Annotated in this window: 14 protein-coding genes; 3 read left to right on the top strand and 11 right to left on the bottom strand. The window is 49.7% G+C overall.

All coding sequences use genetic code 11. The annotated features are described in order from the left end of the window. Positions 1 to 11: 11 nt before the first annotated feature. On the bottom strand, positions 12 to 935 hold the full coding sequence (locus A3844_RS16390) for an LTA synthase family protein (RefSeq protein ID WP_074086430.1): 924 nt from the start codon (positions 933 to 935) through the stop codon (positions 12 to 14). Between the two features lie 31 nt (positions 936 to 966). Then, complete coding sequence (gene bcbE / locus A3844_RS16385; RefSeq protein WP_083606894.1) at positions 967 to 2,244, bottom strand: bacillibactin exporter BcbE; 1,278 nt, start codon at positions 2,242 to 2,244, stop codon at positions 967 to 969. Positions 2,245 to 2,652: 408 nt separating this feature from the next. Between bcbE and A3844_RS16375 the strand changes: the two genes are divergently transcribed. Beyond that, positions 2,653 to 3,285 (top strand): LysE family transporter, encoded by a 633-nt coding sequence (locus tag A3844_RS16375; protein WP_074086427.1) that lies wholly within the window; start codon positions 2,653 to 2,655, stop codon positions 3,283 to 3,285. Here the strand turns inward: A3844_RS16375 and A3844_RS16370 are convergent. Continuing rightward, entirely contained in the window at positions 3,271 to 4,728 is a 1,458-nt protein-coding gene (locus tag A3844_RS16370) for an amino acid permease (protein ID WP_074107956.1), read from the bottom strand. The genes A3844_RS16375 and A3844_RS16370 overlap by 15 nt on opposite strands. Positions 4,729 to 4,869: 141 nt before the next feature. Here A3844_RS16370 and A3844_RS16365 point away from each other — a divergent pair, with 141 nt between their 5' ends. Further along, the gene (locus A3844_RS16365; RefSeq protein ID WP_074101715.1) at positions 4,870 to 5,649 is read left to right on the top strand and encodes an AraC family transcriptional regulator; all 780 of its coding nucleotides are present in this window, start codon (positions 4,870 to 4,872) and stop codon (positions 5,647 to 5,649) included. 56 nt (positions 5,650 to 5,705) lie between these two features. On the opposite strand, the gene A3844_RS16360 is transcribed toward A3844_RS16365, so the two are convergent. The 3 genes from A3844_RS16360 to A3844_RS16350 form a co-directional block, all read right to left on the bottom strand. Beyond that, positions 5,706 to 8,567 carry a glycosyl hydrolase 115 family protein gene (locus A3844_RS16360; RefSeq protein ID WP_074107955.1) on the bottom strand — a complete coding sequence of 954 codons (2,862 nt, stop codon included), beginning with the start codon at positions 8,565 to 8,567 and terminating at the stop codon, positions 5,706 to 5,708. 371 nt (positions 8,568 to 8,938) lie between these two features. Next, positions 8,939 to 9,754, bottom strand: a complete 816-nt coding sequence (locus A3844_RS16355; RefSeq protein WP_074107954.1) for a DegV family protein — start codon at positions 9,752 to 9,754, stop codon at positions 8,939 to 8,941. A 42-nt stretch (positions 9,755 to 9,796) separates the two neighbouring features. After that, positions 9,797 to 10,381: a TetR/AcrR family transcriptional regulator gene (locus A3844_RS16350; protein WP_074086421.1), complete on the bottom strand. Its 585-nt coding sequence runs from the start codon at positions 10,379 to 10,381 to the stop codon at positions 9,797 to 9,799. A gap of 233 nt (positions 10,382 to 10,614) precedes the next feature. Here A3844_RS16350 and A3844_RS16345 point away from each other — a divergent pair, with 233 nt between their 5' ends. Beyond that, a complete protein-coding gene (locus A3844_RS16345) occupies positions 10,615 to 12,108 on the top strand; it encodes a DHA2 family efflux MFS transporter permease subunit (protein WP_074107953.1) in 1,494 nt (497 codons plus the stop codon). A 119-nt stretch (positions 12,109 to 12,227) separates the two neighbouring features. Here the strand turns inward: A3844_RS16345 and A3844_RS16340 are convergent, their stop codons facing one another. From A3844_RS16340 to A3844_RS16320, 5 genes are all read right to left on the bottom strand, one after another. Next, positions 12,228 to 16,037, bottom strand: coding sequence for a GH32 C-terminal domain-containing protein (locus tag A3844_RS16340; RefSeq protein WP_074107952.1), 3,810 nt, complete (start codon positions 16,035 to 16,037; stop codon positions 12,228 to 12,230). A gap of 103 nt (positions 16,038 to 16,140) precedes the next feature. Next, entirely contained in the window at positions 16,141 to 17,031 is an 891-nt protein-coding gene (locus A3844_RS16335; RefSeq protein ID WP_074107951.1) for an ROK family protein, read from the bottom strand. A 4-nt stretch (positions 17,032 to 17,035) separates the two neighbouring features. Next, positions 17,036 to 18,532 (bottom strand): glycoside hydrolase family 32 protein, encoded by a 1,497-nt coding sequence (locus tag A3844_RS16330; RefSeq protein WP_074107950.1) that lies wholly within the window; start codon positions 18,530 to 18,532, stop codon positions 17,036 to 17,038. Between the two features lie 33 nt (positions 18,533 to 18,565). Continuing rightward, a complete protein-coding gene (locus A3844_RS16325; RefSeq protein WP_074107949.1) occupies positions 18,566 to 20,179 on the bottom strand; it encodes an ABC transporter substrate-binding protein in 1,614 nt (537 codons plus the stop codon). Positions 20,180 to 20,239: 60 nt separating this feature from the next. Continuing rightward, entirely contained in the window at positions 20,240 to 21,121 is an 882-nt protein-coding gene (locus A3844_RS16320; RefSeq protein ID WP_074086415.1) for a carbohydrate ABC transporter permease, read from the bottom strand. Positions 21,122 to 21,124 lie beyond the last annotated feature (3 nt).

Genomic DNA, 21,124 nt, shown 5'->3' with positions numbered 1-21,124 from the left:
TTTGGATTCCATTAGTTTCCGGTTTCCTCCACTCCTGCGATCTTTTGAGGATTATAATTTTTCTTATTGAGCCCGAAATGATCCCCGTATACAACAACTACGCTGTTATTCCATAACCCGGATTGTTTAAGCTTATCGATAAAGGTCCCAAGGGCATAATCAACATAATGGATGGCTGTAAGATAATTTCCGAGGGTATTGCCGTCTAATGCCGCATTCAGCTTCAGACGTTTCCTGTCTTCCGGGATCGTATAAGGAGAGTGGCTGGAGGCGGTCACCAATTGGGCATAGAATGTTTGATGCTTCAGCGCCAAAGCGTTCAGCTTGTTGAAGGCTACGCGGTAGAGTTCCTCGTCCGAGGCCCCGAAACGGTTAAACTTTTCTTTGCGAAAATAAGGCTGGTCATAATAGGTGTCGAAGCCCAGTGCCGGGTACAACTGATTCCGGTCCCAAAAGCTCACTTTATTCACATGAAACGTATTCGCGGTATATCCCCGCTTATGCAGCAATCTGGCCAGACTGGGAAACTTCCGGTTCCCATATTTCGAAGACATGGGTGTTCCCCCCACCGGGTAGATGGAGGTATTGGCGGCGAATTCTGCATCCGACGTATTTCCACGGCCAATTTGTTGAAATATATAGGGGAAATATAAGCTTTCAGACGCCAGTTCATTCAGTACAGGAGTCAGAGGCTGTTCTTGAACAGATTGATTCAGCAAGAAGTTCTGGAAGGATTCCAGCTGGATGATAATGAGATTGTATCCTTGTCCCGCTCCAAAATAGGCTTTGTAGCCGTCCCCGCTCCGCATGGCAGCAAGCTGCTCCAGACCGGATTCAGGCTCCGCCCTCTTGTAGGAATGCCAGAAAATAAGCGCAATACTTACAAGAAATACTGTCCCGAGCATAGTTGCTTTCCGGATAGAGAACTTTCCCAAACGATTCGTCTCTCCTCTCCTTCCTGATCAGTTACCGCGCCCGCTGGCGTTGCCATGGATTCTTCATGCTTCTCCCGGATTTGAAAGGATTATTATCCTTAGGGTTTCCGCCTTCACTGGGCTTCACTGCGAACAATGTCAGCAGCCCCCCCAAGGTCCCGACAGCTGCCATCGTTCCGAACAATACCCAATGTCCTCTGGTCATTAGAAGGGAAACAACGGGCGGACCCAGAGCTACCCCGATGAAGCGCATACTGCTGTACAGAGATGTAATGGTCCCCCGGTTCTCCTTTTCGATACTCTCCGTAATCAAAGCGTCCATGCAGGGCAAAGCCACGCCAATGCCGATACCGCTGAGACTCAGGAATCCGACCATGAAATAAATATTGCTGTTGAAGCCTGTGATGACCATAGCTGCTGTCAGCAGCACCATGCCTCCGAATCCCAGCCATTTCATCAGCAGCTTGTTCTGGCCGATAATCTTACCGCTGCCATAAGAAGCCAGACAGAGCAGGGCCAGTGGAATCGCCAGAACGAAACCTTTGGCGGAGCCGTGAAGGTTGTATTTGGCCTCCAGGGTTTCCGATAAGTAGAATAACACTCCAAATGTTACGAACATGCAAATCCCGCCGACTGCAAAAATCGAATACAACCAGCGGCCTTTTTCATGCAGAATCTCCTTGATTCCTTTTAAAAACTGTCCCAGCGCTTTTTTCTCGGCCTGCCCTTCAGATTTTGGCTCCTTCACAAGAAATATCATTAGGACAAAGGAGACCAGACATAGAATCGGGATCGCAATAAATGGAGCATACCAAAGTACCGTTCCCAGATAAGCGCCTAGAATAGGACTAAGCACTTTGCCGAAGGTGTTCGAGGTCTCCACGACACCCAAGCCTCTGCTGACTTCTTTCTCATCCTTGAACAAGTCCCCGACAAAAGGAATAACGATCGGGAAGGCTCCGGCAGCCCCGATTCCCTGGACAAAGCGCCCGCCCAGAATAACCCAGTATGCAGTGGACCCCTCCAAAAACCATGCGGCGGCGACACAGACGGCCCCGCCCAGAGCAGCAATGATCAAGCTTGGCAGAATAACCTTTTTGCGCCCAAATCGGTCGGATAAATATCCCGCAATTGGAATCATCAGGATCGCTATTAGTCCGTAAACGGTGATAATCATACTGACCTGAAAAGCGCTGATCCTGAGCTCCCCGGAAATTTGCGGCAGAATAGGCAGCAGCATGGAGTTGCCTAATGTCATGATCAGCGGGATGGAAGCAAGTGCAACCAGAGCCCCTTTCTTTCCCTTCATGGTAGAACCACCTTTGTTGTTATTCACATGTTGATATTGTGGTTTCTTGCGCAGGAAATCATACGCTTTGCTTCCTTGGGAAATTTCCAACTCTGTGACAAGATGCAGAATAAACATGCGGCATCAGGGGAAGATACCTCACAAGAAAATTACTTTTTAGGGGATTTTCCATTTGTATTTTTATAAAGAAGGTCCAGTTCTGGGACTTGCTCCGTGGCGTGTTCCTGGAAGAAATTGCTCATGTCAAACTGCTTTCCAATGATGTGGCTACGGCAAACAAGGCCTTGTCCTTGTAGCAGAGCAGACTCAAAAAGGCCCCTGATTTTTTGGCGGGCCTTCATTTGTTGTCCTATAACCAATCCTTACAGAATATGCTAGCTACAGAGTAGAGTAAGGAGGGCGGGCACTATTAATGTATTCATAGGTTATATTTTTTTGGGGCTGTCGCTTTCAGCACCGATTGGACCGATTAACGCTGCACAATTGGACAAGGGTATCCGGGGAGGATTTATGCACGCCTGGTTTGTCGGGCTTGGAGCCATAAGTGCAGATATCATTTACATGCTTTTGGTCTATTTCGGTATTATCCATCTGCTCGATGCTCCATTTGTCAAAGCGTTTTTATGGTTATTCGGATTTTTTGTGCTGGTATACACAGGAGTGGAGAGCATCAAAAATGCAGGTATCATCGAAGCCTCAGAAATGAGAAGCAGTGAGGCCTCCCTTTCCAAATCTTTTCTGGCCGGATTCCTGATGTCTTTATTCAATCCGCTCTCCATCCTGTTCTGGCTGGGCATTTACGGCTCCATCCTGGCAAAAGCCGCCAGCGAGTATCCGATGCATCAGCTATTGATGTACAGCGGTGCTATTGTACTGGGAATTCTGCTCTGGGATGTATCCATGGCGGCAGCGTCCAGTGTCTTCCGTAAATTGCTGACTGCCCGTGTGCTTAAGGCGATCTCAGTGCTGTCGGGACTTTCGCTGGTCGGCTTTGGCTTCTATTTTGGGGTACAAGCCATGCGGCTGCTATTTTTTCATTAAAAGCTTACTTTTGCGCATACGCATGCGGATGCCTTTAATTTTGAACTGCGGGCCTCCATCCTGTCTCTGAAACTCTTCTTCCAGTTTCTCCGCAGGACGGTGTCCGGAGGAAGAGGCCTCTCTCTTCTTGCGTACCTTATGCACGATAAGATCACTTGCCGCGATCAGGGCCACCAGCAGCAGACTGATGTAGAAACCGGGCCGGCTGATCTCATGGAAAAGCGTCCCGGCAACTGCCGCACCAATAAGCACCAGACCTATCCAGCGCTTAAAACCGCTTAACTTTGCCGCTCGGAGCAGCTTCCCTGATGACAGCAAAATAAAAGCCCAGTTGTACAAAAGCATTAATCCGGCAGCTGTAGTGATGTATTCATATACCTTTCCCGGCAGCAGCAGGGACATCACTATCGCTGCGATTAGTCCCACGGAGATCAGACACATGGCCAGCAAAGGATATTTACCCTTTAGCTTCCGCGAAAAAAGCTGTGGCGCATCCCCTTCCTGCGCAAGGGTAAGCATCATCGATGTCACCGCATAGAGCGAAGCGGTCATGGTCGAGAATCCGGCGATAATCAGCACACCATTGAACAGATGCGGTACAAAAGCCAGATGATCACTGGCCAAGGCAAGCACAAACGGACTTTCCTTGGGATTAAAAGCATTTAGGGGCACCATGGTCACTACGAGGCCAATCGATACAACATATACCGCAGTCAACAGCAGCAGCATTACTTTCCCTGCTTTGGGCGCCTCTTCGGGCTTGTTCAGCCGATAAGACATGATTCCCAGCACCTCAATACCGCCGTAAGCATAGAAAGCAAAGATAAAAGCAGACCACAGGCCAATGCCCCCGGCCGGAAACAATGCCTTATACGTAAGCGGAAGTTTAGGTGTATATTTACCGCCCCCGATCCATCCCGCCAGCAAAGCCGCCGCTAGCACCATAAACATCAGAATAGCGGCCACCTTGATGACAGCCAGCACATTTTCAACACGGTCAAAGCCCTTATTTCCGAAGAAAACAATCAGCAGACCCGTTAAACCAAAACCTGCAGCAAAGATCCACATCGGCACGTCCGGAAACCAGAACCGGGCAAAGATCGACAAAGCCGTAAGCTGGCTCCCCATAATTAGCAGCTCCGAGAACCAGTATACCCAGCCGCTGGCAAAACCCGCCCAGCTTCCAAAAGCTTTTTTGGCATAGGAACGGAATGATCCTTGCTCTGGATGATCTGCCGTCATGCGTGATAACGCATCAAAGACAACATAAGTTCCGGCAGCAGCAAGAAGGTAAGCCAGTAAAATTGCGGGTCCTCCTATGGAGATTGCCAGACTGGAACCCAGAAAGTAACCGGTACCAATGGTACCCGCAACGCCGAGCAGGCTAAGCTGCCACCATTTCAGTTTTTTGTCGTCTTTAGCATCACCGGAAGCTTTGTCCAAATGAATTCAATCCTCACCTGTTTGGAATTTTGAGACGCTTACCGTCTTTAGGCTACCCACACCTTTTCAATTTCATTAGGTGGACAGGCATTTATCATTCCAAACCATGATGCTATGATGTACGCAGGAGGAATAGCTCTAATGGACACTAGCAAATATGAGAACCTTGTTCCGAAAGTCTTTCTGTTCGTTGACCGGAGATGCTTCCCGGACTGGGAGATTGGCCGCAGCCTAATTGATTTTCATGATCTGACATTCATTCTGGAAGGCCAGGCAGATTATTATATCAACGGAGAGAAATTCACTGTAAAAGCGGGCGACATGCTCTATGCACCTCCCGGCAGTATCCGGGAAGCCCGAACCTGTAAGGAATCTCCGATGCATTCCTATGCCTTTAATTTTTTCTGGGAAGGCCCGGATAATCCTATCCGGCTTCCCTTTGAGACGGTAACCAGGAACTGGAGGACCAAAGAGATCCTGGAAGATATCAGGGAATTCTCGCATGTGTGGATGGGCAAACAGCCTTTGTACCGGATGAAAAGCCGGGCCATCTTCCAGTTGATCGTATACCGGCTGCTCAGCATCGCCCACCATCATCAGACGCCAATTCTTGATCCTAGAGTACATAAAGTAATGGCCTATATCATGGATCACTATGCTGAGGATGTGACGATTGCAGATTTGGCTCAGGGGGTCGGCCTCAATCCTGTCTACCTGGGCAAGCTGTTCAAGCAGAACACGGGCTTAACCTGCAAAGAATTTATGAATAAGGTGCGGGTGAATAACGCGGAGATGATATTGTCGGCAGGCGGTTTTAATGTGTCGGAAGTTGCGGAGCATTGCGGATATCATGATGTCGCTTATTTCAGCAATGTCTTCAAGAACATCAAGGGCTATCCTCCGTCATCCGCCTTAAAATAACGGAGGACCCCGGGCCGGCCGGGTATCCTCCCATGGCTCCGGTCAGCCCTGCAAGACTAATGTCTGCGCTGTCCTGTATAAAAGCTCTCTTCCGGCCCCAGATACGAATAGGGCAGCGGAGAAGCGGACAACACCAGCTTTTGCAGCACCAGACCGGCATCCAGTCCGTAGAAACGGAGGGTATGCATGCCTTTTGACAAGGTATGACGGGTGGCTGTGGTATGAATGTTATCCATCACGGCGCGGCACCACGGCTCATTATCATGATTGCCGCCCTCATAGCCCACCGGCAGGGTATCTGCAATCACCGGCTTTTCCCCATCAAAGCCTGCCGCATATGTCAGTCTGCTGGTCATGGACAGGTTGTTCGTCGGCGCGGTATAGGCGGTCAGGGTGTACTCCCCGTCCTGACAGAGCAGAATCCGGTACTCCAGATAAGGTGCCTGCTCCGGCTGGGCAAAAGATATACCGTCCGGATACATTTTTACCGAAGATAAAGTGCGTCCGTAGTTCCCGATAATCTTCCACTCGGCCCCGGACTTCGATACGCGGCTTATCGCATGCTCCGCTTCTATCGACACGACATGATGGGCTTCAATAAAAGTCATGGGCGGCACATCCTGAATGTCGGTCCACTCCGTGGATACCATCACCTTCACGGTTTCTCCGGCACCTGAAAGGGTGATTTCACCGGAGGCTGCCCCGTATACCCGGTCCCAGTCCACAGAAATTCTAAGTGTCTCCCCGGTAACAATCCATCCTTCGCTCTTCTCCAGCCTGATCCAGTCCGCGCTGCTCTTTGCTTCAAAGGCAAAGCCTTCTGCTCCGCCATTACTGATAGTAATGTCATAGCTCTCTTGCAGCAGATTTGTAAATACCGGAAGACTGGCCATCCCCGAAACATAGGCCCGCTCAGTCCCCTCCACATCAACGATCATCTGAGGTCCAGTAGCAGGAACGATGGTGCTCACATCCGGGTACTTCCACCCTTCCGCATCCCAGTTGACATACCCCACATGAGCCGAGCTCATCATCCCCTGCCATTTCCCGCTTGCCATACCGCTGTTATAGGCCCGTTCCAGCTCCTTGTCCCGCCCGGTCGCTTCATGAACGAGCTTCGCATAGATATTGGCAAGCACACTGCCCCGCTCCAGGTAAAGGCTGTTCAGTCCCGCATAAATGTTCATCTTCACCACATTAGCCGATGCTGCAGCAGGATAATAGACAAGCTGATAGTACGCATCCTTATGCGGTTCCGGGATCCGTTCATAAATGGCTTCTGCCGCCTGCTCAAGCTCTATGGCCTGTTTCAGGACCCGCCCGGCCTCATGGTAATGGCGCAGACTAAAGGTTGCAGGGGTTATGATTTCCGGTTTGCGCCGGCCGTTCATCCGGGTGTAATCCGATAATATCTGCGCAATTCCTTCCACCGTTTCCGCTTCCAGGGCATGGCCGAACTGCTGCTCCACCCACCGCCCTGTGTATTCTGCAGTTCGGTTGATTGCCCCGGTTCCCCAAGCGTCGAAGTCATACGCCAAATCCAGAAAGTACGATATCGGCAGCTCCATAGGCTTCAAATCCCCAACATTGACGATCCACACCTCACGGATGCCGTAATCGAATGCCATGGACATTTGCTCCCAGACCTTATCCAGCGGAGTCGTATTCACCCACTCATAGGAATGGGGACCTCCGTGATAGTCGAAATGGTAGTACATGCCCCAGCCTGCACTGCGGTGATGCTCGTGTGCCGCAGGGATTTTGCGGAGATTGCCGAAGTTGTCGTCAGCCAGCAGAATCGTAACATCCTTCAGGACATCCCAATCCTTCAGGCCTTCCACATCGGGTGTACCGTACCAATATTTTTCCACTTCTTTGTAGACTGCCAGAATTTGCGGGGCATGCTCCAGATGATATTTCTTCAATAATCCTTTCTGCGTACGGATAATATCCTTAAGCAACTCGATATTCTCTGCATCGGAGCCCTCCAGCGCAGAATCACTTTCTCCCCGCATGCCTAGCGTGATCAGGTTATGAAAGTTTTGGTTGCGCTTGATTCCGTCTTCCCAGAAATCTGTGATGGCCTGTCTATTCCGGGCAAAATCCCACAGGTTACTTGTTCCGTACTCCTTGTATACCTTCTGCCATTCACTGCCTGCCCGGAACAACGGTTCATGATGGGAGGTTCCCATGATGATGCCGTATTCTTCGGCATGCAGGGCACTCGCGATTGGGCTGCTTTTACCGTTCAGGCTGAATTCAGCGCTCCACATGGCCGGCCATAGATAATTCCCCTTCAGCCGGAGGATCAGCTCAAATACCTTGTCGTAGAACTCTTCATTAAAGTCGCCAAAAGCCTGAGTCACCCAGGAACCCAGAGACGGCCAGTCGTCATTCAAAAAGATGCCTCTGTATTTTACAGAGGGTTCCTTGGAGGTTGTATGGAGCAGATTGGCGGAAAGCGCCAGCAGCGGCTTCTTCTCCGGGACCACATCTGCCCAGTATACCCACGGACTGACACCTATCTTTTCAGAGACCGAGTAGATGCCGTAGATCGTCCCCCGCTTATCGCTGCCCGCAATAACGAGCGCCTGCTCCACGCCCTGAACCGGGTGTTCTATCACCTGAATCCGGTAGCATTCCCGCTTGCCCTGAATGGAGGATACATCCAAGGCTCCGTCTGCAATCAACTGGTCAATCAGCCCATTTGTGCCGATCGATCCGGCGATGATGGCGGTTCCATCCAGCTCTCTGATTTCTGTACAGATGTCCGGCTCCAGTCCGCACACCAGTGCAATATCAGCGGCAAAAGACCCGGCCACCCGGCGCAATCCGGCATAATCCTCTCCGCTGGGGTCAAGGTATATCTTGGCTGCGTTCCCCTCCTTCACAAAGGTAAATTCCTCAACAGTTATCATTACAATGTCTCCCCTTTTATCATGAGCTATCGCTTCCATTTTTATATAGGCACATTATATAGGGAAAGCGATTTCAGGCTCCATGGGCAAACTAGCAACTTTTTGTAATTACTAGACAGAAGTTTACATGCAGCTGTGCCCGCGCTCCAAACGGTCCAGACGTTCCCCTGTTCTCCGGTTTTTATGGTACTCCAGCCATTTATGATGTTCTTCGGCAAATCCCATTTTCTGACCTCCACCTCTGCACAAAAAAATCCCGCACCCCAATATGCCATGGAGTACGGGACGTTCTTCGTCCGTTTTTTTAGATTATAGCGTTTCGTGTTTTCCCTCGTCAATGACCTCCAACGTTGTGCTATTTTTTATTTTATTTACTTTTTCAGCAAATAGCTCAGCTCTATACTTCGCGGGGTAGTGCGGCATAATAATCCATTAATATTGGAGAGGAGTATCACCTTTTTGAACCCATAGCTTTCATACAATATGTTCTTCATATACTCCGCTGGTTCTCTGGCCATTGTCTGTGAGATCACTATGAATTCACGGTCAATTTGTTGATTGTTCCGCAAGTTGCCCAGCAGGGTGTCCTCCAGATTACTGGATATTCCATTCTGGATATGGAGCTTGGGTTTGAGCTTCAGCGGACTTATGATCCTGTTAGGCAAACCATATATATTCCCGGTTGGATTGACTTTTTTCATCCGATCCAGAATCAGCTCTTCCCTGACTGCAGCGCGGTGTTCGTCCAGCTTCTGCCCGAAGGAAGCCCATGTTCTCACCTTCTTGGCAATCCTGGCTGCCTGCACCGTCATCATTGCTGTTCCTGAAGAAAAACATCCGGAATCCACCACAGTGACCTTTCCCTTGGGGAAATGTTTGGCCGCCGCTTCAGCATTTCTATAAGAAGGAGAAATTTCAGCAGACATGCTTATATACACCACCTGATCAATCCCGCCAACGGATGGAGTAAAGAGCTGTATGAAATCTTCTACCGCTGGAGCGGCAATACCCGGCACTTTCCCTGTCTCCATGACGAGACTGAGAATTTCTTCGGTCTGAATATCCACAGTATGCCTATAAATCTGAGCGTTGTTAAAAACAACATAAACCGGAGCGATGCCTATATTCAATTGTTCGATCATGCCTGGTGGTAGTGTGGTCAGACTATCCGTGAAAAGATGTAACATGTTTCCCCTGCAATCCCCTTCTCATGTCTATATTTGTCCGCCTTATTGAGCGCGGAGTGAGGTAATCTGTCTCGCTAAATAGGCAGGCGTATACGGCATGTCATTGCGCAGCCAGGCAACGATAGTACCAATTAAGGCAGCTGAGCCATACCAGACGGCGATATCCTTTTGAATCGTTACATTCGTTTGGCTGACACCGATCTCTTTTTCGTTCACACGTGCTGAAATCATTTCGGCCATCAGACTGAACAGGCGGTCCGTAAAAATCGTACTCCGCCTTGATGTAAAGACCACTTTGTAGAATTTTGCATTCTCCGCGATATGCTTCAGAAGACTTTCCAGAACCGGCCAATCCTCCTGGATTCCCGTCTCCGATTTCCTCTTGTAGTTGCTGTGCACTACCTGATTAATGTCCTCGACCATATCATCTGCCAGCTTTTCCAGCATGTCCGGAATATCCCGATAATGCAGATAAAAAGTAACACGATTAATTTTGGCCCGCTCTGCAATGCGGTTTACCGAGATTTTCTGGACATCCATTTCTTCCAGAAGTTCAATAAGGGCATTTCTAAGCAATTCACGGGTGCGGAGTACACGGGGATCTGTCCGTGGGGTTGTATTTTCCATCTGCTAATCTCCATCCTTTACCTTTGAATAGGCAAACTACACTTTTTAATAAACTGTAGTTTTTCATTCCGAAAAGCTACAATTGGCTCGAAATCGTAAACTAAATAACACTTTCCCAGAAATCGTTGCTTGCTTGCATGAAAATTTCATCTATAATCATCTTTATACATTGTAAACTATACAACACTTTGTAAATTTAGTCTATGACCGGCGATTTGAAAGGATGGAGTTAAATGAGTAGAGCGACAGAAGCAATAGGCAGTTCCGTGAAAAAAGGACCCATTTTATTCATTATGATCTTGGGTGCCTTTCTCGCGACACTGAACCAGACGATCATGAGCGTTGCTGTGCCCGAATTGATGCATGATTTCAATATCACAGCTGCAACGGCTCAGTGGCTAACCACCGGTTATATGCTCGTAAATGGTGTTTTGATTCCGATTACGGCCTATTTGATGCAGCGGTTCACGACCCGTGAGCTTTTCCAGGCCTCGATGTTTATATTCTTAGCCGGAACGGTCGTATCCGCCCTCGCGACGAGCTTCCCGGTTCTGCTGACCGGGCGTATGATTCAGGCAGCCGGTGCCGGCATAATAATGCCGTTGCTCACCAATGTTATTTTAGCCCTTTTCCCGCGTGAAAAGCGGGGAGCTGCCATGGGAATGGTGGGATTGGCGATTATTTTCGCTCCAGCGATAGGCCCCACTCTGGCCGGATATATCCTGGAGCACTACTCCTGGGAAACCATGTTCTACGGAATGCTGCCGCTCACAGCAATTGTCATCATCTGCGGGTTCATTTATTTGAAGAATGTATCGACACGCTCGTATCCCAAAATTGACATGGTCAGTGTCATTCTCTCCACCATCGGCTTCGGAACCTTACTGTACGGCTTCAGCCGTGCCGCCAGCGCTGGATGGTCAAGCGTGGAAGTCCTCCTGTCTTTAGCTGCAGGCGTCATATCGCTGGGCTTGTTCACCTGGCGCCAGCTGGCTTCGAAGGACCCGCTGCTTGATCTGCGGGCTTTCAAATACAACATGTTCTCCTTGACTACGGTTATTAGTATCGCGGTTACTATCATCATGTATGCGGATATGATGCTGCTGCCTCTGTATCTGCAGAATGCACGCGGCTACACAGCGATGGAGTCCGGTTTGCTACTGCTTCCCGGCGCACTTATCATGGGACTGCTTATGCCGGTCACCGGCAAGCTGTTCGACCGGTTCGGGGCCAAATGGCTTGCCGTCATCGGTCTGCTGATCACCATTCTGACAACCTTGAGCTTTGTGAACCTGACGGATTCGACCAGTTACATGTACCTGGTGTTCATGTCCACCGGACGCCGGATCGGGATGGCGCTGCTGCTCATGCCTATCCAAACTTTAGGGTTGAATCAATTGCCGTCCAAGCTTAACGCGCACGGCACCGCTATCTCCAATACCGTAAGACAAGTGGCCGGCGCTGTCGGGACTTCACTGCTCGTCACCGTGATGACCAGCCGCACCACAACCCACATGATGGATATGATGGCCGCTGGCGGTAAAGGCGCCACTAAGGAGCAAATGATTACTGAAGCTTCCATCCAGGGTATCAATGATGCCTATCTCGTCATTGTGGGCATTGGCATCATCGGCTTACTGCTCGCCTTCTTCATCAAACGTGTGGGGCAGGAATCCGGTCAAGAATCTGAAGTACAGCGGAACAAGGCTGTTGCCGGGAAAGCCTGAGCAGAGTTGATATCGATCAAATCTGTACGCCTCAATCTTAAGCGGATTCGATCCGCCCATTCACAAAAACCCCTTCCACCATGCTTGGCGGAAGGGGTTTTTGCTACAGAATTGTACTGTTAAAAGCCAGAGCTTAATTTCCACTTTTGACGCATTTTATCCGTTTGAAAATCCTCCAATGTAAGTTTAGAGCCATCCTCGGATATAGCCAAAGCCATATTATGACGGACAGAGAGTATGGCAACCGAGCCATCCTCATTCTTGTTGACTATCCAGCGCTGATTATTATAGCCCAGATAAGGATAGAGCTGTAACGTATTATGCTCCGTGTCCAGATCAAGCGCCTGTCCCGAGGTCGTACGGATGGAATAGGAGCCTGCTTCATCTCCGGTTGGCACAAATACCCATTTTTGGTCTAAGGCTTCATTTGCACCCTGTACATTCACTGCTTCTCCATTCACCAGATTAGCTGTATAAATAGATTTCTGGAATGCTGCGTTCACCAGGCTTGATGTCATCAGGTTCGCCGGTTCTCCCCCGGTCATATTCACATTCTGATATGATGCATATCCGCCAAACACATGAAGTCCAAAATGGCCTTCCGCAAATGTTCCGTCCTTCAGATCCATTATTTTCAGCCCTCCCACATATACCACGATATGGGGACCTTCTGCCTGTATCTTTATTTTATAGGTTTGACCCGGCTGGATGAATGTCGGGACTTTCGCCAGTACCTGCCGCTCTTCGAATCGTCCATCGATTTTGTAGAACAGGCGGACAGCTTTCATGTTAGGGTCCAGATTCAAGTAATAGCCGCTGCGGCCATCCTCACTGGCACGGAACAGAAGTGAGCCTGCACCACCGGATTCGCCAAGCTTCATGTCGGCTTCATACGTAAAATTACCCGCCTGCTCTTGGGCAATATCATTCGCATCGCTGGAATATTTGCCGCGGATTCCATCCCGGCCTACGATCCATGACGCCATGGACATGTCCTTGCTCCAGCCACTGAGATTGGTATGAAACTCGCCGCCGAAGACTTTTACCACAAGGCTGGCAGATGCCTTTCCATTCGGAGTGGATACCGTAATGATGGCCTCCCCTTCTTTCTTCGCCTGAAGGGTTGCTTGGGAATAGTCTGCTGCATGAATGCCAGCCACCTCTTCATTGCTCGACATCCACTTCAGCGGGTGAACACCGTTGCCCGGCCCGTTCTCTACTGTCGCCTGCAGCATCCTGTTTTGCCCGATCTCCATTTCAAGGTCACCCGTATCCATTGCAATCCGAGTAGCCGAAACGCTGTCTGAATTCCATACCGATCCAAGCTTATTCACTTTCAGCGAAACCACCTTCACCATGCCGCCTTGGGTATAGAAGCTCATTGCCCTGCTGGCCGGATCAGGAAAAATGACTTCAGAGAAAACCACCTTTCCCCCATTAGCAAAAACCTCAATGGAGGATTCATCCACCAAAATCCGCAGCTTGATCCGCTTGTTCTCCGGTGTCATTGCCGCTTGATGCCTTGTACTAAAGAGGCTGGAGAAATCCGTTACCCCGGAGGCCGACCGGTCAACGAATAATTGGCCTTCACCCACCCTGTAGCCGACAATCGTCTTCTGATTTGCCCCCTCGCGCACGTTAAAACCAAACTCCGATACTTCACTGCCGTCCGGAATCTCCAGTTCAGCTTCAATTTCATACGCACCTGACACCAGGCCTTTCAGCAGGTTGGGCGAAGAAGAACTGACCATCTTATCAGCTGTAGTGAACAGACCGCTGCGCAGAAGCTCCATTTCCTTGACCGGACTCTGGGCGAGGCGAAGCCCCTCATGAGTCATGGCCAGGGTAACCTCTCTTGGAACCGTCAGCTCTCCCTTCCAGCCTGAAGTCGGGAAAGCGAACGGATAATCCCAGTTGGACATCCACGCCAGCATCACTCTGCGTCCATCCGGCATATCCGAGAAAGACATGGATGCATAATACTCTTTGCCAAAGTCTGTCCTCAGCACTTTTCCTGCCGGGTTATCATTCACGAATTTACCCTCAGCAGTCAGATTCCCTACAAAATATTCCGAATCCGAACCTCCTGTTGCCGGATTTGCACCTGTACTGATCATGAGAACCCATTTCTTCTCTGATGTTCCCTGTACGGTCAGCGGGAATAAGTCAGGGCATTCCCATACACCGCCGCGAACATAATTTCCATAACCCCAATTATCGGTCAAGGTCCAGTCCAGCAGGTTGGTTGATGTGAAAAAACGGATATGATCGCCACCGGACACCACCATCACCCAGCGATTATTCCCGTCATCTCGGATCACCTTGGGATCGCGGAAATCCCAGCCTCCCGGGTCCTCTCCGTTCTTGCCGGGGTTCTCAATCACAATCGGCCGATCCTTGGCATATTCCCACGTGCGTCCCTGATCCATGCTGTAGGCAAGACCAATACGCTGGTTGCCATTCGGGCCATCCGGATTATAGGAGGTATAAAAGGCAATCAAGCCTTTACCGCCCGAATTCGTGAACAAGCCTGATGCATTGGTTACATCCGCTATTGCAGCTCCCGACCAGATATGCCCGTAATCATTCCATGGAAGTGCAACCGGCAGGCGTTTCCAGTTCAGCATATCCTTGCTGACGGCGTGAGCCCATGTGCCTCCATCCTGATGGAAAAGATGGTATTCCCCTTCGAAGTAGACCAGCCCGTTCGGGTCGCTGGCGGAACCGCGGTTCGGCGAATAATGATATTGGGGACGGTAGGTTTCATTATAATAACTGTTAGCCTCCGTAAGATACGTATTCTGAAAGTAAGCGCTTCCCATTTGTACAGCAAGTCCGGCGTTTCCGGTTGAATACGAATTATCCGATACATCGATTGCTGCCGGAGTATATCCGTCCAGGAAAATTTGAATCCGGCTGCCCTTTGCCTTGACTTCCACTTCATGCTTCGCGCCCGTTTGGCTCGAATAAGCTCGCTCTGAGCTTGCAATTGCAGTTCCGTCAGCTTTCGTCAGCTTTACACGGACCTGATTCCCTTCCTTCACAAGTGTGGCTTCATAGCCACGGGTTCCATCGGCAGAGGAGCGGAAAGCAAGCGCTGCAACCGCATCAGAACCCAAAGAGATTGTTCCTTCATATACAAAATCAGCGGCTTGGTTGCTATAGATTCGCTGTGCCTTGCCTTGGTCCACAGACGTTCCTTTTAAGCCTCTAAGGTCAGGCTGCCACTGTCCTTTATTTACAAGCACTGTACCCAAGTTTCCTTTCAGATCGCTAACGGTTATATTTTGGAACAAGGCAGACCCATTCCGGACGTGCAGTCCAAGACGGCCTGTATGGTATGCACTGTCCTGAATATCAATCACAGGCTTGTACTGATCCCCCCAATACACCTTCAGCGAGGTCCCTTCGGCCTTTACCTTGAGATGATAAATCTCTCCTTCCTTGAGGGAAACCTGATGTTCTTCATTTAATCTGCCTGCCCCACCCGCCGCATCTTTTATACGGATCGTACCGGACTCTGGTGCAATTTGCAGCATATATGAATTCGATCCATCTTCATTCGAACGGAAGATCAAACTAGCCTCCGCTTTCATATCCTTGATCATGACGTCGGCCTCATACAGAAAATCATCTACCACCGTTTCAGAGATGGCCATCACGTTTTCCTGCGGATCAGATGTCAGCAGAAGTCCATCTGCGGGTTCTTCCCACTTGCCGGTTCCTTTTACTTGCCAACCCGTCAGATTTGTATTTACATTGGTAGCGTTCTCAAAAATAGAAAGACCCTCCTTTTCCGCTTTTCCTGTGCCACTCTCTGCCAGTGCAGCCCCGCCTGTATCAGGACTAGCAGCGTAAACTCCTGAGGAAGCCATAATGATTCCTATAACCATCAGAATGCATAGAAATGCTCTGGGTTTCTTCTTCATCTGTTGCCCTCCATTTCTACTCTACGTATTCTTCCACCTTCCATTCATAAGTAAAAAGCTGGCCAGCTACAGAGCATAACTGGCCAGGATACCTATTGAGTTGTTATAAAGTGGAAGCCTCATTATTCCATGCTGCAAGCCCCAAGGCCAGAGCCCCGCATAATCCCGCCTGCTGGCCAAGACCCGGTGACACAATATACTCATCGATGTGTTGCAGAATAGTACTTGAACTGACATAACCGTTCAGATTGCGGAGCACAGCCTGCCGGATCAGCGGGAGCAGCTGCAGCTGCTGCATCACGCCGCCGCCCAAAATAATTTTGTGGGGAGACAGAAGTAAAATGGCATTGGTTATCGACTGGGCGATATAGAAGGCTTCCATTTCCCAAGCGATATGGCCGGGAGGCAGCTCGTGGCCTTTTTTCCCCCATCTGGCTTCTATGGCAGGACCTGCCGCCATCCCTTCGAGGCAGTCCCCATGGTAAGGGCACACGCCTGCGAATTCATCTTCAGGATGCCGTCTGGTCAGTACATGCCCTCCCTCAGGATGCACAAGACCATGTATGGTTTTACCTTCCGAATACACGCCGACACCGACACCCGTGCCTACGGTATAGTACAAACAGCTGGATAATCCTTGCGCAGCACCCCATTTAGCCTCACCATATGCGGCTGCATTGACATCGGTATCCCAGCCGTACGGAACTGGAAAGGCCCGCCGTAAAGTCCCCAGCACATCGTAATTCTCCCAACCCGGCTTTGGGGTTGTCGTAACGTAGCCGTAAGTCGGACTCTCCGGGTTGATATCGATCGGACCAAAGGACCCAACCCCGATCGCCTCTACCTGTTTGTCTTGAAAATATTGAATCACCTGAGGGAGGGTTTGATCAGGATGCCCGGTTGGAAGGCTGAGCCGGTTCAGAATTTTTCCGCTTTCATCCCCAATCCCGCATACGAATTTGGTTCCACCTGCTTCAATTGCTCCTATACGCATCCTGTCAACCCTCCGATTGCTGGTTATCGCCATCTGCGGCAGGCAGATTCAAATTGTAGATTTCCAGTGAAAGGAACGGGGTCTCTTCATTTTCTGCAAATGCAGCAACGCCCGCTGATTCAGGCTTAGGAAAAATAAGATCCGTAATGACCGCCTGACCTCCATTACTGAACACTTCAACCGAAGTACGGTCCACAAAAATGCGCAGATCATTGATCTCACCCGGTGCCTGTAGTTCCGCCGAATGACGTCCGGGGAACCACTCATGGAAATCTAGCCGTCCTGAAGTCTGACGGTCTACATATAGCTCTTCTGCCTTCGCATCAATTCCGATAACAGTTTGTTCTCCAGCCCCGGCTCTTACCTTGAAGCCTGCAGACATGCCGCGGGTGAACCTCGCAGCGATCTCGTAAGCATCAAGCTGGAGATCGGCTAATGAAGCGTTGATTTCCTGCACAGTAACATCTTTGAGTGAAAGAACAGGGGTACGGACCACCTCCAGTTCGTTGACCGGCTTCTGAACGAGCAGGATTTTTCCTTGTCTGGATTCAAGGTACAGCTCTCTTGGAAGGGTCATCGCCCCACGGAACTCTTCTGCGGGTGTCTGTCTGGCATACATCCAGTTGCTCATCCAGCCGATAAACAGACGTCTTCCGTCTTCTTCAGGCACATCCGACCAGCTTACCCCTGCGTAATTGTCCCTTCCATAATCAAGCCAGCGGACGTGCTCGGAATCCTCATCCGGAGTAAACACTGCTCCATCGAAATCGCCGGTGAAGTATTGTGTTCTTGAGCCTTCCACAAAAGCGGGGTCTGCTCCAATACTCACAAGCATCACCCATTTGGTGTTCGCTGTGTCTCCATCCACGTGCAGCGGGAACAAGTCAGGGCATTCCCACACACCGTCATGTGACCCGGTGCCCTCACCGAATTCACTGGCAAAGGTCCAATGGATCAGATCTGGAGAATGATACAGGCAGACTGTTTGACCGCAAGCGACGATCATTACCCATTGCTTAGTCTCCTGGTGCCAGAATACTTTCGGATCACGGAAATCAATGAAGGTATCATGTTCAAGCACCGGATTGCCTTCGTATTTGGTCCAGGTTCTGCCGTTGTCATGGCTGTAAGCGAGGCTTTGACGCTGAACGGCCGGTTTCCCTTCCGGCATGTCAAGGTGATGCGTAAAGATGGCTACCAGCCCTGGCTTATCTTCAAAAAATCCGGTCGTATTGTTCCAGTCCACAACAGCACTTCCCGAGAAAATCATGCCCAGCTCATCCGGAAAGAGTGCGATAGGCAGCTCCTCCCAAGTAATAAGGTCCTTGCTGACGGCATGGCCCCAGTGCATGCTACCCATGGTCATTCCACCCGGATGGTGCTGGAAGAACAAATGATATTCTCCTTCAAAAAAGACCATTCCGTTCGGGTCGTTCATCCATTTGGCTTGGGGCGAGAAATGATAGACACCCCGGTATTTTTGTTTTGTAATAGCTGACATTATGGCTCTCTCCTCTACTCCACTATCTATTTTTTATTTCTTCGTTGCTCTGTCATAACCGCCTTGTTTAATTTTCAGCCATTCCTGCAGGCCAAGTCGGTCCAATTCCTTCAGATAATCATCCCACTGTTCATCCACTTTGCCGTTCTGGTACCACTCTGTACGCATTCTGAGAACGTAGGCGAACAGATCCGTTTCAATCGTCGTCAGGCGGTCCAGCTCTTCAATCGAATTAAATACGCTTGGCATTACGTTCTCTGCCTTCATCTTCGGCGCCATGATGTTTTTGATAATATCCAATCTGCCCTTGGCATCATCCGGCATGGTTGTATATTTGCCATAGTAGGAATCAAGAACGGCCAGAGGCCCGCCGATACTTGTTTTCTCGCGAAGCTCAACAGGAGCGGCACCTTCGAGGGGCAGATGCGTCAGCATGCCTTTGGCTTCATCAAATTTGAAGATGTTCTGCTGTGTTTTATCCCCATAGGTGCCCCAGTTGTCCTGCACGGACTGGACCGGATCATACAGCTGATCCACCCATTTCGCCGTCGTTTCCAGGTTTTTATTGGAGCTCGTAAGGACCATTTTACCGCGGCCAAGGCCCAGACCATTGGTTCTCGTTACATTCACTTCGCCATCCGGGCCAGCAAGCGGCGGCATCACTTCATAGGTATCGTTGGCCCCAGAGATGTTAGCCTTATCCCAGGAGAAGTACAATCCGTATCGTTGATCCTTCCCTTTGGCAAGATACGTACTCCAGTCCTGCGTATAAGCCTCAATATCAATAAGTCCTTCCTTATACAGCTCATTGATAAAAGAAACAGCCTTCTTGTAGCCTTCATCCGCCGCTGTAAATATCACTTTGCCTTCATTGCTTACCACCGCATGATCGGGATTCTCCCCCAGTCCGAAGGAAGCAAAGAGGAAGGCCAGATCTTCCGCGCCCGGCTTGTTAATAAAGGACAGCGGGATTTCATCCGCCTGGCCGTTGCCATTCGGGTCCTGCGTCTTGAACGCGATCAGCACTTTTTTCAGCTCATCCGTCGTTTTTGGCATCTCAAGGCCCAGCTTTTTCAGCCATTTGACATTGATCCAGGGCATGCTGTCTACAGCCTGAATTCTTTCTTTTCCGTTACCAAGCTCTTCAATCCAGGGAAAGGCATAAATATTGCCGTCCGGCGCCGTGATCATGCTCTTGTATTCAGGAGCTTGTTCCAACACCTTTTTAAAATTGGGCATATTCTTCTCAATCAGATCGTTCAATGGAATAATGGTACCGTCTTTAGCAAGTTTGAGCAGCTCATAATCACTATAGTCAGCATTGAAGATAGCATCAGGGAGATCACCGCTTGCAACAGCCAGGTTTCTTTTTTCCACAAACACGTCTTTGGTGAAGTTTTTCCAGTTGATATGAACATTTGTTTTTTCTTCGAGACGTTTATTGATCAGCTTTTCGTTCGGGTCGGCCGGTGCCAGGGGGGAGCTTTGCGTAATAAAGTTCAGGGTAACTTTGCCGCTTGGGTCCTGTTCTTTACTAGCCGCATTTCCTCCGCCGCCACCGCTGCATGCCGTAAGCAACAGGATAGAGGCAAGTACAGAGGCAGAAGCTGCTTGGGTTACCACTTTTGATTTTGTCAGTTTTTTCATGGAAACATGACCTCCTGAGTAGGATGAATGCAAATCTGTATCTATGTTCAAGTCCATCCCCTATTTCAGGGAACCGAGCATGACACCTTTTTCAAAGTACTTCTGGAAGAAAGGATACATAATGATGAGCGGCAAACTGGAAACAACGATTGCAGCATATTTGATGATTTCAGACAACCGTTTCATTTCCGCCATCGCCAGCTGATCACTGATCATACCAGGATCTACCTGGTTCTGAATTAGGATGGAACGCAGAACGAGCTGCAGCGGATGAAGGTTCGGATTATCCAGATATATCATGGCATCAAAGTAGGAATTCCACTGGCCCACAAAGGCATAAAGAGCAAGCACAAAGATAATGGGTTTCGAGAGTGGCAATACAATGCCGATGAAAATTCTCATCTCCGATGCCCCGTCCACATTGGCCGCCTCCCTCAATTCATTGGGTACGCTCTTGAAAAAGGTTCTGGAAAGGATAATGTTCCATACGTTGACTGCTCCGGGAATGATCACTGCCCATACCGTGTCAAGCAATCCCAGGTTTTTGACCAGCAGATAAGTTGGAATAAGTCCCCCGCCAAAAAACATCGTGATAATGAACAAGGTCATAAAAAACCCTCTACCTTTCAGCCTGTCATCCGACAGGGCATAGCCTGCACAGATCGAGACCAGAACGGTAAGTGTGGCAAATGCCACGGAGTAAAAAACAGCGTTTCCAAACCCGCGGATCATAGCCGGATTTGTAAGGATCATTTTGTAGCCGTCTAATGACCAGTCCGAAACTTTGAATGATAATCCATGACTGAGCAATACCGATGGGTCCATGAAGGATGCAATCACCACATAAACGAGCGGAAGCACCACTACCAATACAGCGAGCGTCAAGAACGTGGCATTCAGCGCGAGAATAAAGCGGTCCAGCCGGGAATGTCTTATGAACATGAA

The organism is Paenibacillus helianthi (assembly GCF_001909055.1).
Classification (GTDB): domain Bacteria; phylum Bacillota; class Bacilli; order Paenibacillales; family Paenibacillaceae; genus Paenibacillus_AQ; species Paenibacillus_AQ helianthi.
The sequence above is the reverse complement of the archived record's forward strand: the minus strand, read 5'-3'. Positions and strand labels throughout refer to the sequence as shown.

Bases quoted from the DNA above. Each gene is read 5' to 3' on its own strand.
- bcbE (WP_083606894.1), bottom strand. From the start codon at position 2,244: ATGAAGGGAAAGAAAGGGGCTCTGGTTGCACTTGCTTCCATCCCGCTG.
- A3844_RS16365 (WP_074101715.1), top strand. From the start codon at position 4,870: ATGGACACTAGCAAATATGAGAACCTTGTTCCGAAAGTCTTTCTGTTC.
- A3844_RS16360 (WP_074107955.1), bottom strand. From the start codon at position 8,567: ATGATAACTGTTGAGGAATTTACCTTTGTGAAGGAGGGGAACGCAGCC.
- A3844_RS16355 (WP_074107954.1), bottom strand. From the start codon at position 9,754: ATGTTACATCTTTTCACGGATAGTCTGACCACACTACCACCAGGCATG.
- A3844_RS16350 (WP_074086421.1), bottom strand. From the start codon at position 10,381: ATGGAAAATACAACCCCACGGACAGATCCCCGTGTACTCCGCACCCGT.
- A3844_RS16345 (WP_074107953.1), top strand. From the start codon at position 10,615: ATGAGTAGAGCGACAGAAGCAATAGGCAGTTCCGTGAAAAAAGGACCC.
- A3844_RS16340 (WP_074107952.1), bottom strand. From the start codon at position 16,037: ATGAAGAAGAAACCCAGAGCATTTCTATGCATTCTGATGGTTATAGGA.
- A3844_RS16335 (WP_074107951.1), bottom strand. From the start codon at position 17,031: ATGCGTATAGGAGCAATTGAAGCAGGTGGAACCAAATTCGTATGCGGG.
- A3844_RS16330 (WP_074107950.1), bottom strand. From the start codon at position 18,532: ATGTCAGCTATTACAAAACAAAAATACCGGGGTGTCTATCATTTCTCG.
- A3844_RS16325 (WP_074107949.1), bottom strand. From the start codon at position 20,179: ATGAAAAAACTGACAAAATCAAAAGTGGTAACCCAAGCAGCTTCTGCC.
- A3844_RS16320 (WP_074086415.1), bottom strand. From the start codon at position 21,121: ATGTTCATAAGACATTCCCGGCTGGACCGCTTTATTCTCGCGCTGAAT.